The 16,277-nt window shown below is 46.6% G+C and carries 13 protein-coding genes; 11 read left to right on the forward strand and 2 right to left on the reverse strand.

Going from position 1 to position 16,277, the window contains the following annotated elements; genetic code table 11:
* The first annotated feature begins 390 nt into the window (after positions 1–390).
* From AC3WU2_RS14345 to AC3WU2_RS14370, 6 genes are all read left to right on the forward strand, one after another.
* Entirely contained in the window at positions 391–2,067 is a 1,677-nt protein-coding gene (locus tag AC3WU2_RS14345) for an extracellular solute-binding protein (protein WP_492455171.1), read from the forward strand.
* A gap of 68 nt (positions 2,068–2,135) precedes the next feature.
* On the forward strand, positions 2,136–3,041 hold the full coding sequence (locus tag AC3WU2_RS14350; protein ID WP_379349868.1) for an ABC transporter permease: 906 nt from the start codon (positions 2,136–2,138) through the stop codon (positions 3,039–3,041).
* Positions 3,042–3,080: 39 nt separating this feature from the next.
* Positions 3,081–3,965 (forward strand): carbohydrate ABC transporter permease, encoded by an 885-nt coding sequence (locus tag AC3WU2_RS14355; protein WP_492455173.1) that lies wholly within the window; start codon positions 3,081–3,083, stop codon positions 3,963–3,965.
* Between the two features lie 48 nt (positions 3,966–4,013).
* On the forward strand, positions 4,014–5,747 hold the full coding sequence (locus AC3WU2_RS14360; RefSeq protein WP_492455324.1) for a sensor histidine kinase: 1,734 nt from the start codon (positions 4,014–4,016) through the stop codon (positions 5,745–5,747).
* Positions 5,748–5,760: 13 nt separating this feature from the next.
* Complete coding sequence (locus AC3WU2_RS14365) at positions 5,761–7,428, forward strand: response regulator (protein WP_492455175.1); 1,668 nt, start codon at positions 5,761–5,763, stop codon at positions 7,426–7,428.
* A gap of 108 nt (positions 7,429–7,536) precedes the next feature.
* A complete protein-coding gene (locus AC3WU2_RS14370) occupies positions 7,537–8,817 on the forward strand; it encodes a Gfo/Idh/MocA family protein (RefSeq protein WP_492455177.1) in 1,281 nt (426 codons plus the stop codon).
* 57 nt (positions 8,818–8,874) lie between these two features.
* On the opposite strand, the gene AC3WU2_RS14375 is transcribed toward AC3WU2_RS14370, so the two are convergent.
* On the reverse strand, positions 8,875–9,438 hold the full coding sequence (locus AC3WU2_RS14375) for a CGNR zinc finger domain-containing protein (protein WP_492455179.1): 564 nt from the start codon (positions 9,436–9,438) through the stop codon (positions 8,875–8,877).
* 143 nt (positions 9,439–9,581) lie between these two features.
* Here AC3WU2_RS14375 and AC3WU2_RS14380 point away from each other — a divergent pair, with 143 nt between their 5' ends.
* On the forward strand, positions 9,582–10,070 hold the full coding sequence (locus AC3WU2_RS14380) for a DinB family protein (RefSeq protein WP_492455181.1): 489 nt from the start codon (positions 9,582–9,584) through the stop codon (positions 10,068–10,070).
* Positions 10,071–10,134: 64 nt separating this feature from the next.
* On the opposite strand, the gene AC3WU2_RS14385 is transcribed toward AC3WU2_RS14380, so the two are convergent.
* Positions 10,135–11,124, reverse strand: coding sequence for a LacI family DNA-binding transcriptional regulator (locus AC3WU2_RS14385; RefSeq protein ID WP_492455183.1), 990 nt, complete (start codon positions 11,122–11,124; stop codon positions 10,135–10,137).
* Between the two features lie 224 nt (positions 11,125–11,348).
* Here AC3WU2_RS14385 and AC3WU2_RS14390 point away from each other — a divergent pair, with 224 nt between their 5' ends.
* The 4 genes from AC3WU2_RS14390 to AC3WU2_RS14405 all read left to right on the forward strand — a co-directional run bounded on the left by AC3WU2_RS14390 (position 11,349) and on the right by AC3WU2_RS14405 (position 16,169).
* Entirely contained in the window at positions 11,349–13,958 is a 2,610-nt protein-coding gene (locus AC3WU2_RS14390) for a GH116 family glycosyl-hydrolase (RefSeq protein WP_492455185.1), read from the forward strand.
* Between the two features lie 173 nt (positions 13,959–14,131).
* Complete coding sequence (locus AC3WU2_RS14395) at positions 14,132–14,281, forward strand: hypothetical protein (RefSeq protein ID WP_018755874.1); 150 nt, start codon at positions 14,132–14,134, stop codon at positions 14,279–14,281.
* Positions 14,282–14,303: 22 nt separating this feature from the next.
* Positions 14,304–14,636, forward strand: a complete 333-nt coding sequence (locus tag AC3WU2_RS14400; protein ID WP_018755873.1) for a hypothetical protein — start codon at positions 14,304–14,306, stop codon at positions 14,634–14,636.
* Between the two features lie 108 nt (positions 14,637–14,744).
* Entirely contained in the window at positions 14,745–16,169 is a 1,425-nt protein-coding gene (locus AC3WU2_RS14405; RefSeq protein ID WP_492455188.1) for a PAS domain S-box protein, read from the forward strand.
* The last annotated feature ends 108 nt before the right edge of the window (positions 16,170–16,277 follow it).

The raw sequence follows: 16,277 nt of genomic DNA on the forward strand, positions 1-16,277 counted from the left end.
ATAGCGGGAGGCTCTGGACAGGTAAGGATTATCGTTATGATAGAACCAGCCTGCTAGGGGTATCGAAAGGCCTAGTGCTAGTGCAGTGGTTTTTCTTTGAGCTAGAAGGCAAGATATGAACAATAAGACGAGTGTAGGGTGTTCACATAGAACACCCTATTGTTGTGTTGGTGCTATGAAGCCTGCCCTATTAACCGGATCCAAGGTTACGGGGTTGGCTTTTTTGCTTTCCTATGGAATGATATGGTGTGTGTCAAAAGGTGTATACGAAAGTAAAGACTAGTATATAGAAGATAGGCACGTATCTTTCTATACTAAAACTAAGAAGAGAGCATTGAGCTGATCACCTCAGCCAAACATCACTTTTCGAGATCACTAGGGAGGGTTCATATGAAAAGAAAAAGTAAATCACTCTTGATCGTATTATTCGTCCTCAGCATGGCATTAACGGCATGCGGCGGCACGAAAGAGGAAGCACAGAAGCCGGCAGAAACAACGAAAGAGCAGACGCAAACGCCACAAGAAACTCCAAAAGAAAACGAAGTCATCGAAGTATCTACGGTATCGCAAAGTGACCCGTATTTGAAATTCGACGAAGGCGAGAGCTTCGACAAGAACGCCGTCTATGACGCGTATGAGAAAGACGTTGGCGTGAAGATTACGAATAAATGGGTGGCAGACGTCACGCAATTCAAGGAAAAATTGAAAATGACGATCGCATCCAACGATATTCCGGATCTCATGCTTGTGGAAGCAACACAGCTCAAAGAGTTGACAGAAGCAGACATGATCATGGATATCACGGATGTGTACGACAAGAATGCAACGGACGATACGAAGAAGTTCCTGACGATGGACGGCGGCATGCAGATGAAGACCGCGACGATCGACGGAAAATTGATGGGAATTCCGAGCTCCTACAATCCGTACAATTTCCAATACTTGTACGTACGTACAGACTGGCTGAAGAAGTTGAATCTGCCAGAGCCGAAGACGATGCAAGACGTGCTCAAGATCGCTGAAGCATTCAAGACGAAAGACCCTGGCGGCACTGGCAAGCCTTACGGTATCGCCGTCAGTAAGGAACCATTCAAAATCGATACAGGTGTAACGGGTCTCCGCGCATTCCTTAACGGCTACCATGCCTATGAAAATCTATGGATGGAAGATGCGAGCGGCAATCTCGTGAACAGTGACATCCAGCCGCAAGTGAAGGATGCGCTCAAAGCGCTTCAAGATATGTTCAAGAAAGGTTTAATCGATCCTGAATTCGCCGTTAAAGATACCGAAAAAGAAGCAGAGCTTCTTTACAACAATAATGTAGGTCTTGTATTTGGTGCATCCTGGACGCCTGCACAGCTGGTGAAGGGCGCGGTCAAAGACGGTAAAGTCGTGCAAGAGTGGGGCGCATACCCAATCCCATCCGCGGATGGTAAACCGACACTGAATCAAATTGGCTTAGGTGTGGATCAGTATTATGTGATTTCCAAGCAAGCGAAGCATCCGGAAGGCGTAATCCGATTGCTGAACGAATGGATCGTAGTGGATAATACGATGAATCCGACAGATGACCAAAAAACCATTTTGTTTGGTAAAGACAAAAAAGAAAAAGGCAGCAACTACTGGCTGCTTAGCCCACTACGTGTTGGTAAACAGCTAGATAACAACGGCGAGATTCTGCCGAAAGCGATTGGGACGAAAGATCCTAGCCTTCTTCAAACCGCAGATCAGAAGGGTCGTTATGAACGTGCGATGAAATTTATCGATGGCACTGATATCAATATGTGGTGGGAACCGCTGATTTCGGGTCCGAACGGCGCTGTATCGCATAACCCGAAAATCCTGCAAAACAAAGAGTACCTGCAAAACAAATTCTACGGCGCACCTACGCCTACGATGGCGGATCGCCAAGAAATTTTGCTGAAGAAACGTGATGAAATCTACTTCAAAATCATTATGAACCAAGTGTCCGTCGATGAATTCGACAAGTTCGTCGGAGAATGGAAGAAGCTTGGCGGCGATGACATTACCAAAGAAGTGAACGAGTGGTACGCAAGCCACAAATAATCACATGATGGTTGATTTGAGGGGTTGAATCATAACAACCCCTCTTTTAATACAGCGAGGTGAAATTCATGAATGTATTAACACGAATGTGGAAGCGGGAGTGGCCTCTTCATATGATGCTGCTGCCAGGATTAATCTTGGTATTGATCTTCTGCTATTACCCGATGGCTGGTATTATGATGGCTTTTCAGAAGTATATCCCGAACAAAGGTTTGTTCGGATCACCCTTTATTGGGATGAAGAACTTTCAATTGTTAATCGAATACCCCGACATCGGACGGGTTTTTCTGAACACGATTTATATTGCGGTTATGAAAATTATTGCCGGATTGATTGTGCCTATCACGATAGCGATTCTGCTCAATGAGCTGCGGAAAGAATGGGTCAAGCGGACGTTCCAGACGCTCGTCTACTTGCCACACTTTCTATCTTGGGTTCTATTAAGCGGTATTTTGGTTGATATTCTATCCCCATCCTCCGGTATCCTGAATCAATTCCTCAGCATATTTGGGATCAAGCCGATCTTCTTCTTAGGTGATAATGCCTGGTTTCCTTATGTGATGGTCATATCGGATGTATGGAAGGAGTTCGGGTTCGGGACGATCGTCTACCTGGCTGCACTAACTGGCATTAATCCATCGCTCTATGAAGCAGCTGAGATCGATGGGGCGGGGCGATTCAAGCAGATATTGAACGTCACACTGCCAGGGATGATGCCCATCATTATCCTGATGCTCACACTCAATATCGGTAATGTACTAAATGCTGGCTTTGAGCAAATCTTCAACCTGTACAGTCCGCCGGTCTATGAGAGTGCGGATATTATCGATACGTTCGTCTACCGTATGGGGGTCCAACAAGCACAGTTTGGATTCGCAACCGCGGTGGGGCTGCTTAAATCCATCGTATCCTTTATCTTCATTTCGGTTTCTTACGTCTTAGCCTATCGGATAGCGAATTACCGCATCTTCTAAGACACTCGTCCGGTAATTCAGAAAGGAGAGAGACACATCATGCATCATAACAAGTCATGGTCCAGAAAGCTATTTCTTGTATGCAATTTTATCTTTTTGGCATTCGTATCCTTTTTATGTCTTATGCCAATTATTCATATTCTAGCGATCTCATTCAGCTCCGGACAGGCGGCATCAGCCGGTAAAGTCCTACTCTGGCCGGTTGAATTTACAACAGCTGCTTATGAAAATGTATTCGGAAAGCCAGAATATCTTCGTGCATTCTGGATCTCCATCCAGCGGGTCGTTCTAGGGACATCGATCAGTATGGCGCTCACGATTATTACAGCGTATCCATTGTCCAAAGATTCCAGGCAGTTCCGGCTGCGTACATTCTACGCATGGGTATTCGTATTTACGATTCTATTCAGCGGAGGACTTATTCCGACGTATACGACGATTAAGTCTCTCGGCATGATCGATACGATCTGGGCGCTGGTTCTACCAGGAGCTGTCGCCGTATTCAACGTCATTTTGCTCCTCAATTTCTACCGCAGTCTGCCGAAGGAACTTGAGGAATCTTCGCGAATTGACGGAGCGGGACATTTCAAGACGTTATGGAAAATATATGTACCGTTGTCATTACCTGCATTGGCAACGACAGGCTTGTTCACGATGGTAGGGCATTGGAACAGCTGGTTCGACGGGATGCTCTACATGAATCATACGGAGAATTATCCGTTGCAGACCTTCTTGCAGACGGTCATTGTTAAATTAGATTTCCGTTTCATTAAGGCGGAAAATATCGAATTGGCGCTCAAAGTGTCAGATCGTACGAGCCGGGCAGCACAGATTTTCGTCGCAGCATTCCCGATTCTCATCGTCTATCCGTTCATGCAGCGGTTCTTCATTAAAGGAATTGTGATGGGGAGTGTCAAAGAATAGTATTGCAGAATCATTTCGCTACGATACTATTAGAGGAGAGAACAGATGTTGAAGAGTAAATTTATGTTACAGGACTCCTCCATATTCAAGAAAATGTTGGCTGCCTTTTTGGCGGCCTTGTTGCCTCTTATGCTCATTACGTGGATGATCAATGACCGGGGTTCGGACAATATTCGGACCGAGATCTCTTCCTCGATTCTGAATACGACCCGGTTCTATATGGATTCCTTAGACAAGGAAGCGGATCGCATTAGTCGATATTTGCCGAATTATGTCATGGACAAAGATTTGATGGAAATTGCGACAACAGGCACAGCGATGAGTTATTATGATCGGGCTAGGATGGTGCTGGATATTCAGCGCCGCTTGGATCTGATGAAAAACTCGAGTCCATTCATTCGCGAGGCGAGAGCTTATGTCCCATTAATCGACCGTACGATATTAAGTTCGAATTTCGAGACGGCTATGGATCAACAGGAATACAAGGCGATGCAGCAGAGCGCGAAGAAGTATGAGGAGCCGTTCATCTATTGGAAGGAACGATTGTTCATCACAATGCAGTACCCGAGCAGCTTCGCAAAGAATCCGATCTATCTCGTCGGGGTGGAGTTGTCGGCGAACAAGATCCGTGAGACGCTCGAGCAGATTGGAGACTCGCGAGGCGGACAGACGGTGCTGTTGAACGTAGATCGCGGTTGGGAAATTTCCGGGGCACATGATCCGAAGCTGCTTGCAGAGATGCGGGCATACGCCAAAGAACTAGAGCGTTCGAATGCACAGGAAGGTTATGTGACCTTGCATGTCGATGGGGAACGATATTTAACTGTCTATAAGTATTCTGAGCTCTGGCATTCATATTCCATTACGAGCATTCCAGAAGAGAATGTGCTAGGCCCATTACAGAAGTACCGTTTGTTGTTCTGGGGCGCATGTGCGCTCGCCGTATGTATTGTGTTCTTCTTTTCTTATTTTCTATTGAGACTCATCTATCGGCCATTAATGAAGCTGGTCCAATCCTTTCGGCGCGTGCAGCAGAACAGGCTGGAACCAATACCGATTGATCGCGGGCAGGATGAGTTCGGCTATTTGTACCAGGCCTTTAATGACACGGTACAGTCCCTCAAGACATTAATCGAGGAAAACTATGAGCAGCAAATTCGCAATCAGCGCTCCGAGCTGAAACGATTGCAATCACAGATCAATCCTCATTTCTTATATAACTGCTTTTTCGTCTTATGCCGTCTGATCAAGTCCGAGCATCAGAAGGAGAAAGCTTATCAATTCTGTCTGCATATCGGGCAGTATTTTCAATTTATTACGCGCAATGACGAGGATGATATCCCACTGGAACTTGAAGTGAATCATTCTCGCACCTATGTGGATATGCAGACCATTTGTTATGGGGAACGCATTCAGGTCACCTTTGAAGGGGAGGTACCGAATACTTTGGTACCGCGGCTAATTTTGCAGCCTATTATCGAAAATGCCTATAAGCATGCGCTTGGGAATATGGTCCAGCAAGGTGAACTATGGGTTCATATGGAACGCAGCGGTAATGATTTTACGTTATACGTCGAAGATAATGGCAAGGGAATTACCGATGAAGCGATTGAACAGCTGAATCTTCGGCTTCGGCAATCTTCTAATCGGATGGAAGAGACGACAGGACTCATAAATGTCCATCGAAGAATACAATTGCGTTATGGAGCAGAGTATGGTATTACAACGTCGCGTTCTGACCTAGGCGGACTGCAAGTCAAAATCAATCTGAGTGTAGACTAGAGGGGGAACTCGCATGTACCGATTGCTAATCGTGGATGATATTCCGATTATTGTGGATGGACTGCTCGAATTATTCGAACATACGGAGCATTTGAAACTCGAGCTATTAAAAGCCTATTCCGGTGAAGAGGCGCTAGAAGTCATGCGGCAGCAACGCGTTGATATTGTTATTTCGGATATTAAGATGCCTGGCCTGGAAGGGATTGAATTATTGCAAGAGATTAAGGCGGAGTGGCCGGACTGCAAGGTTATTTTTCTAACAGGCTACAATGATTTTCATTATGCGAGAAGCGCGATTACTTACGGCGGCTTCGAGTATATATTGAAGGTTGAGAGCGATGAGAAGATTATCGAATCGGTCGAGCGCGCGATTACAACCTTAGAGGCCGAATATAATCAACAGCAAATCATTGCAAGGGCTCAAACCAAGATGCGGCAGGCTTTGCCGTCATTGCAGAAGGATTATTTGTGGGGACTCTTCCAAGGTAAGCAGGTCACGCAAAGCCAGTTGGCGCGTGCTTTTCAGGAAATGGATATCCCACTGGATGCGAGCCTGCCCGTGTTTATACTGATTGGTAGGGTAGATGCGTGGAGAGAAATGTTCACGACACCGGATAAAGCACTTCTGACTTACGCATTTCAGAATATTTGCGACGAATATTTATCTTCGCAAGTACGAAGCTTTTCTTTCGTATATGATCTGTCGAGAATCGTCTGGTTAATTCAGCCTCTGAGAAGTGAGCCGAGTGTGAACGAATTGCAGGCGTTGGATTGGGGCCGTGCATATCGCTATACCAGCGGTATCCTGGAGACGGTACAAGGAACTTGTAAGCGATTGCTTAGTCTCCCGGTGTCATTCGTGCTCGGAAGTGAGCCCACACTATGGGAGAACGTGTCCGATCGATTCCATTCCATCAAATTTGGGCTGGCGCACGGCCATGGATTGTCTAGTGAAGTCATTCTGACGGATATTGACATGCAATCCGAAGAAGAGAACGATAAAGCAGGAGCATACCATGATTGCTTCTATCATTCTCGTATTCAATTGCTCATGACCTGTGTGGAGAACAATCATCGGGAACCGTTCAATAAGCTATATGTTGAACTGACTTCGATCTGGAATGATCCAAAGACCTCACATGAGCGGAAGACGGAGTTGTACCATTCCTTGTCTGCCGTATTCTTGTTCTACATTCACAAGAATCGGGAGTTCCGAGACTATGTCAATACAGTGCTGGATTTGGATCGTCTATTTCAGCCGAAAGATGCGTCATCCTGGCCGGATATGATTCAATATTTCTGGCAGCTGGCAGACTATTTGTTCGAATGGAATACGATGCGAGGCACCCAGTTGCCGACGGAAGTCGTCAATAAGGTCCATCACTATATCGAAGAGAACATTTCGACGGATATTTCTCTGAATGCGCTCGCAGATTACGTCGGGCTAAATCCATCGTATTTGTCCAGGCTATATAAGCAGATTACGGGAATCGGTCTCTCTAAATACATTAACGATTATAGAAACTTAATTGCCCAGGAAATGCTGCTGAAATCGTCGATGAAGGTGGGCGAAATTGCAACCGCGCTAGGCTATAACTCAGCGTTGGCCTTTATCCGATTCTTCAAGAAGCAGAATGAGGTGACACCGCAAGAATACCGCATTGTGCGCTCGAGCAGCTAGTCCTTCAGGTCAATAATTGTATATGAAATGTCAGTAACGATCTCTTTCCTGAACCAAGGGTCTGCGCTTAATATGAAAGTCAGAGGGTGAACTTGAGGGGGAAATGACTTGAAAACATTAACAGCGGTACTACTTGGCGCAGGAAGTCGAGGGCGCTATATTTATGGACCTTATGCAGAAAAATTTCCGAATGAACTGAAAATCGTCGCGGTCGCAGAGCCTGATGATGAGCGCAGGAATAATTTCGCGGCAATTCATGAGATTGCACCAGATCAAGTATATGATTCGTGGGAGAAAGCTTTTGAGAAAGGGCGAATTGCAGACGTAATGATCATTAGTACACTCGATCGGATGCATTTCGTACCGGCGATGAAGGCGATGGAACTTGGCTATCATGTCCTATTGGAGAAGCCGATGTCTCCTTCGCAGGATGAATGCATTGCGCTCGAGCAGGCTTCGCTTAAGCATCAACGTCTGCTGATCGTAAGCCATGTACTTCGTTATACGCCGTTCTGGACAGGCATTAAGAAATGCATCGATCAGGGCGAGCTCGGAACCGTCGCGACCATTCAATTGACGGAGAATGTTGGATATCGTCATATGACGCACAGCTATGTTCGCGGGAACTGGCGGAATTCCGAAGAGACGAGCCCGATGATTCTCGCGAAATCATGCCATGACCTGGATATTATCTCTTGGTTAATGGGACAGGAATGTACGAGTGTGAGCTCCTATGGCTCGCTTCTGCATTTCCGGCCGGAGAATGCCCCGGTAGGCTCCACGGCTCGCTGCATTAGCGGCTGCGAAGTCGAGAAGGAGTGCGCGTTCTCGGCACTTAAGATGTATATTGATCCACCGCATCATCCATGGGCGCGGTACATGACGAGTGACCTATCGCAGGAAGGGATTCTAAAGGCGCTACATGAAGGTCCGTTCGGACGCTGCGTGTATCGCTGTGACAATAATGTGGTGGACCACCAGATTGTGAACATGGAGTTCACGAACGGCGCCAATGCGTCCTTCATCATGTCAGGCTTGACCGAAGGTGGTGCCCGTAGGGTGCAGATCATGGGGACGCACGGCGAGATTATCGGCGATATGGATTCAGGTATCTATACGCTGTACCGTTACCTGACGGGCGAGAAGCTGGAGATTAACTGCAACACGAGCGGCGACGGACACGGCGGCGGCGACGAACGCCTCGTTAGCTCCTTCCTGCGTGAAGTGAGACGCTTCGACCATAATCCATCGTATGGATTGACTTCCGCGACAGCCTCGCTGCAGAGCCATCTGATAGCATTCGCCTCTGAGCAATCCAGATTGAACGGCGGACAACCGATGAAGCTCGCCGATATGATAGCGAATCAACAGGTTACGAGTGGCGTGTAGAATAACAAGAAGAGGGCTGTTCCAAGCGGAACAGCCCTCTTTGTTGCTTCTCAAACCTTAATCACGTGCTTGCTCAACTTTCTTCTTCGCACGAAATCGCCGCACTTTCATCAGATTCCCACACATCTTGTCATCGCAATACCGTTTGGTGCGATTCCGTGTATCATCATAGAACACCCATAGGCAATCCGGGTTGTCGCAGATTCGGATGCGATCGCTAGCACCTTCGATGATGTTGCGGGCGAAATCCGTCGTAATCTCCGCCATGACTTGCTGCCAATCGGACCGGTTGGGAAGTGATGCAAGGCGTAAGCCGTCTGCATCACGTAGCAATCTGCGCGTATTATCACCTTGAGCTAGAACCTTATTTAGAAGATCAAGATTCTCCTCTGTCATGGAACCGCCCTGTGATAGACGAAGCGCGATGTGATGCAATTGCGTTCGGAAGTGCTGCAGCATAAGGATATCCTCCTCATGGGCTGGTACGGGGGCAGATAAGCCGTAAGTATCCAGATAACGAGTCTGCCAGGTTGGCAGTAGAAGCCGGTCTTCAGAGCGGCCGCTCCCGCGCCAATCATGCCACTGGCTATTCAAAAAGTCTGACCATAACGAATGAATCATAAGTGCCTCCTGCTAGGGTTGTAACTATTAAATTAAATTTAGATAGTTACATATATCGAAAGGTTATGGTATATTCTAATTGCATTGTAACGTGTTAATTCAAGTTTTGCTAGTTACACTTTATGCCGGGAGGATGATGTTTCGTGCAACAGAATCGTGTTCAGGGCTTGGTATGGCAATGGGATCATATTTGGGAGAAGGAAGAGTGGATTGCTCCTGTAACTACAGTACTAGAAGGGATACCAGCGGCTTCAGCAGCGTGGGTGCCGCAAGGTGGAGGGAACTCCATTTGGGAGACACTGAATCATATGAATTACCACAACGAGCGGAGATGGCTTCGTCTTAACGGGCAAGAAGTAGGGCCGAAGAACATTTCCAATGAGGAGACATTCAGAGGCCATATCGATCCGGAGGATGAGGAAGGATGGCAGACGGTGGTAACGAAAGCCAGAACCATCTCAGCGGGACTTCGTGAAGCACTTGGACAATTAACGGAAGAACAACTGGATGCGCCTTATGCTTCAACAAGCTTAACATTAGGTCAAGAATTACTGAACTGGATCATGCATGATGCTTATCATGCAGGTCAAATCGTATTGATTCGGAAACAGCTAGGCGTATGGCGCCAATAAGTACGACATGCATGCAATAAAGCTCAGATTTCTTCCGTGTGAAGGGATCTGAGCTTTCGTCTTGTTACAGTGAGCTACGTTCCATAATTTGATGAGCAACGAGTGTACGCGATGGAATGTCTTCCCCTTGAATACGGCGAATGAGAGATTCTGCTAGACTTCTTCCGATCTCCTCGACCTGATAGTCAACGGTCGTGAGCGGTGGATCGATGTAATTCAGCATATCAATATTATCGAATCCCATGACACCGACCTCGCCAGGAACATCTACGTTGGAATCCTTCAATGACTTTAATACCTCCATTGCGAATACGTCGCTCGTGCATAAAATAGCCGTTCGGCTGCATGTCTCCCGCAGCTCCGTATGTATTGCCGTCATATAGTCTTTCTCAGTGATGACCGTATAGCTGACACTAGGTAATTGTAGAAGAGCAGCCTGAAACCCGAGATAGCGCTGTTCGGGCACATAGATATTTTCTTCGCCTTTGAATCGGAGCGGAGGACTTACATAAATGATATGCTGATAGCCTTTCGCAGCAATATGGCGGACTGCTTCTTGGATAGCCGCTTGATCGTCGATCCATACGTGGGGAAATTGTTCAGACAGCTCATTCCCGAAGGTGAGGATGGGCGTACGCGTCTTGTGCAGCAGGGATTCGAATGCTGTTCCCTCATTGATGGGATTTAGGGCAATCCCGTCCACCCTTCGGTCGATCAGATTATGTATATATTCAATCTCAACGTCCTTGTCCTTATGGGATAAGACAAGGTAGATGAAATACCCGTGCTGTCTTGCAAATTCTTCAAAGGCATGGAACAGCTGGGCGAAAATACGATTATGGACATCGAACATGACGATACCCAGTGTTCGGGTTTCGCCTTTTACCAGACTTTGACCGAGATAGTCAGGACGGTATCCGAGCTCTTCGGCTGCCCTCAGAATTTTCTCCCGTGTCGCTGGTTTGATGCCGGGGCGATTGTTAAGGGCACGATCTACGGTGCCTCGCGTAACGCCGCATATTTCTGCAATATGTTTGCTGGTTATCTTTTGCATTGCGATCTCCGGTCCTCTCAAGATTATGGATTTATCGTATCTCAATTAATGAGTTTGGTCAATTTGTGCACGTGAACGTATAAGTCGTGTGAACGATTTGCGAATTCAAAAAGTATGGTTTACAACCGAAATAAGTATTGCTACAATTAACCCGTGCACGTGAACGGAAAATCTATCATTTCGATTGTTGGATTTGGATTCAACCTACAAAGGAGATCGAACCTATGAGCAGATTCACCTATCAAGGCGAGCAAGCGAAGGAAATATCGTTCCCACTCGGTGGTATTGGATCAGGCAGTTTAGGGTTATCAGGAAGTGGACGATTGATTGACTGGGAGCTTTATAACCGTCCGAACAAGCAAAGTGATAACTATTTTAGTCATTTTGCGATCAAAACGGAGGCAGACGGTGAACTGCTGGATGCACGTGTCTTGCATGGCGATCTGCCGCCCGGATATATGGGCAATATTCGTTATCGCCATCATGGCGGATACGGGTTCGGGCCAAATCGATCGACATTAGCCGGCGTTCCACATTTTGAATCCTTGACATTTCAGGGGGAATTCCCGATTGCGAAGCTTGCTTTTGCTGATCCGAAGTTCCCAGGCAACGTAAACATGACTGCATTCAATCCCTTCATACCGCTCAATGATAAGGATTCGAGTATTCCGAGTGCGTTCTTTGATATCGAGATCACGAATACCACAGAACGAGTGCTAGATTATACGATTTGTTTCACGGTTTCGAATCCATTCCTAGATGAGCAGCGAGTAAGCCGATATACGAATACTCAGAATTTCCATATGATCAAGCTAACTTCAACGGGCCTCGCAGCGAATGATCCGAAATATGGCGATATGACGATGGCGACGGATTGCGAAGATGCCAGTTACCAGGAATACTGGTATCGCGGCGATTGGTTCGATAATTTGGAGATGTATTGGAATGACTTAACGACGGTAGGTAAATTCAAGAATCGCTCTTATGACGCAGCACAATCGAAAGCGGTCCCAGAGCAAACGGATCATAGTACACTCGCAGCGCATATTCAGCTGTCCCCGGGGGAGAAACGTAGTGTGCGGTTCGTGCTCAGCTGGAGCTTCCCGAATGTTGTGAACGATTGGAACCCGCAACCATGTCCATGTGCAGCGGGGAACTGTGATCCATTGGTCCATAATGCATGGACGAACTATTATGCGACGCTATTCCCGAATTCCAGCGCGAGTGCCACGTACGCTTTGCAGCACTGGGATCGATTGTACAAGGAGACGTTACTGTTCAAAGAAGCACTATTCACATCTACGCTGCCGCCTGCGGTACTGGATGCTGTCTCTGCGAATATTTCCATCCTGAAGTCGCCGACTTGTCTGCGATTAACCGATGGATCATTTTATGGCTGGGAAGGATGTCTACCGGATCAAGGATCATGTGAAGGCTCTTGTACGCATGTCTGGAATTACGCCTATGCGCTGCCATTCTTATTCCCTGCGTTGGAACGGTCGATGCGAGATTTAGACTTCTGCTATAATCAGCGAGAAGACGGACGGATGTCATTCCGTTTGCAGCTGCCCATCGGGAGAGCGGCGAATAATTACCGAGCGTGTGCAGATGGACAATTCGGCGGTGTCATGAAGACCTATCGCGATTGGAAAATTTGTGGCGATACGGAATGGCTGAAGCGGAATTGGCAAGCGGTGAAGAATTCGATCGAATATGCCTGGGCGGATACGAATGAGGATCGCTGGGATGCGAATAAAGACGGCGTGCTCGAAGGAAGACAGCATCATACGTTAGATATGGAGTTGTTCGGACCAAACGCCTGGTTGAATGGCTTCTATCTCGGTGCGTTGAAGGCCGGAGCAGAAATGGCTGAAGCACTGGGAGAAATAGATACAGCCAGCGAATATCGAGCGCTATTTCATCGAGGAAAAGCTTGGACGGATGAGCATTTATATAATGGTTCTTACTATCATCAAATCGTGGATGTCACGGATCCATCGATCCTAGCTTCGTATGATGCTAGTGCGATGAAGCATTATTGGAATGAGGAGAAGCAGGAAATGAAGTATCAAATCGTTGACGGATGCGGCGTGGATCAAGTTGTCGCGCAATGGCATGCTAATCTAAGCGGTCTTGGTGAAATTTTCGATCCGGAGCAGACGAGATCCGCGCTTCAAGCCATTTACAAGCATAATTTTAAGAAGAGCATGCAGAACGTATTTAATCCTTGTCGAATCTATAGCTTGAATGACGAAGCGGGTGTCATGATCTGTGACTGGCCGGAAGGGACGCAGAAGCCTGCTGTACCGCTCACCTATGCGCAAGAGACGATGAACGGGTTTGAATATCAGGTTGCGATTCATATGATTCAAGAAGGGCTCGTGAATGAAGGGATGGAGATTGTTGAAGCCATTCGGGATCGATTTGACGGATACAAACGCAACCCATGGAACGAATACGAATGCGGAAGCAACTATGCTCGGTCTATGGCGAGCTACGCGTTAATCCCGACATTAAGCGGATTCGAATACAATATGGTGCAGGGGATGATTGGGTTCAACCCTGTCTCGCAAGAGGCGGAATTCCAATGTTTCTGGTCACTTGATTCAGGTTGGGGCATCTTCCGTAAGTCTGCAGCAGGCGCATCCTTATGTGTCTTGTATGGGGAACTGACGCTATCCTCGTTGCGTTTGCCTTTCCTGGAAGGCGGTCAGATCGAATCGATCCTGCTGGGCGACGAGGCATTATGTTATCATATCGAGGCAGGAGCTATTTCGTTCCCAGAGCAAGTGACGATTGATTCCGGGAAGGCTATTGAATTAAGAACAGTATAATTTTTTTGCACAATATTGAGGTAATAGGACTGCGAGGACTGCGAGCTTTCGCAGTCTTTTTGTGTTGTACGGGATCCATGGTTCGTTACGGATGATCTGCCATCCAATGGGTAGAATAAGGATGTTCGAAAACGGGGAAGACATACTGCCTAAGGTGAAAGGAAGGGTGCAAGGTGAAAGACGAAGAGAAAGACATGATGACGAAGCCCTACTATGCAAAAATGAAGAAGAACTCCGTGTTCCGCAATCGGATTATTATTCCTTATCTTGTGCTTATAGCCGTATTTATTGTGGCTTGTATTTATTATTCCATGAAGTCATAACAGGATAAATAGGAGGCTGGCAATGGAAAAGCATAAATATTATGTGTCTGTACAATCAAACTCGATTGTTAGAGAACAGGGTGCAACGCCGTATGAATTTGAGATCTATGCATCGCAGGAGGAAGTGGACCAATTACAGCATCTGCTGGAGATGAAGATGAACTGGGATGATCGGGCGTATTTCCGCGCACATATTCCGGGTTATCCTTATCATGTTGATCCAGAGAATGATTCGTACGACCATTATTTAACAGAGGTATATAAGCAAATTTATCAATGCGGTACGGATGAGACGAAGCAAGCAATGCAAGAGATGCGAATACTCGACCAATTGCAGGATATCGGAGATACGTAGAAGGTTGCTATTGAATGTAATAGGGAGTAGATGTAAAATTGGGTTAGTATGGAATTATTCGGATGAAATTACGTTACTTACTATCAATCATTCGAGAGGGGATTTCAAGTGTGTCTTGAGCAGGTTCATTCGCATGGTGTGGCATATGAGCAAGCGATCATTGGGATGGCTTATGTATCTGAGAAAGGGGATTTTCTCCACGCGAATCACTCTTTATGCAGCATGCTGGGTTACAAGATCGATGAATTAAGAAGATTGACAGCTCAAGAGATTACATACTCGGATGATCGTGACGAAGTAAGAATGTTGATTCAAGCCATGATGGACCAATCGTTTGAGAAGAAAGAGCTACCTACCCGCCTCTTACATCGGAAGGGCCATATTCTCTATATGATCATGCATGTCACTCGGCTTCGAGAGGAACATGGCGAGATTTCAACATTTTTGATCCAATTTCAGATCCGGACGGAGGAACAGATACTCTCGCAACGTATGAACGACAACGAAGAAGCATTGGAACAGCTGCTTGAGGATCTGCCGCTTGCAGTCCTTATTACTCGCGGCGGTTCAGTTCACTACGCGAATCCAGCAGGCCTTAGGCTGATTGGAGCATCACATCTAGGAGAAGTATTGGGAATATCGACAACGCAGCTCGTGGATGCCTCCTATCACCGTGAGCTTGAAGCGAGAAGGCAACGTTATCGGAATTATCAGCGCATCGGCACAACTCGTTACCGCATACACTGTCTTACCGGCAAGCTTAAAGACGTTGAAGGGGTGTCCGTATCCTTCCAATATCGGGGTTCACGAGCCGTGCTTGGGATTTACGCCGATATTACAGAACGTAAGAGGGAAGAAGAATACCTGGCTCAATCGGAGAAGCTTGCTATCGTCGGACAGCTCGCAGCGGGCATTGCACATGAAATTCGTAATCCATTAACCTCGATCAATGGGTTCATGAAGTTGTTCCAGACAGGACGTACGACAGAAATGCGGTATTTTGAGATTATGGAGTCCGAATTGAAGCGTATTGAGAGTATCATCAACGAACTTCTTATCCTAGCTAGACCCCATCAAGCACATCTTCACCATTTGAATATTGTTGCGATCCTGGATCATGTGATGTCGTTGATGAATGGACAAGCTATTCTGAAGAACGTTGAGATTCAGGGACATTTTGACCAGAAGCCGATCTGGGTATCTGGCGATTCGAATCAATTGAAGCAGGTATTGATCAATTTATTGAAGAATGCGATAAATGCGATGCAGGACGGGGGAAATGTATATGTATCTACAGTTGTATATGGACAAGAAGTACATATCATCATCCGAGATGAAGGATGCGGGATGACAGTAGAGCAACTGGAGCAGATCGGGCAGCCTTTCTATTCCACGAAGGAAACAGGTACCGGTCTTGGACTTATGATTAGCTATAATATTATTGGGAATCATGGTGGGAGCATTACTGCATCTAGCGAGCTGAATCAAGGGACGTCCTTTGAGATCGTTCTCCCATTGATGATGGAAGATTAAGAACCAATCGCAGGGCTAACGCGGTTGGTTTTTTTCACGGGTTTATTCGTTGCTGATTTGGCAGAATTTATCGTTGTAACTTGTCCTTTTTTATACGATACTGGTAGT

This window comes from Paenibacillus sp. EB106-05-06-XG162 (assembly GCF_058791655.1).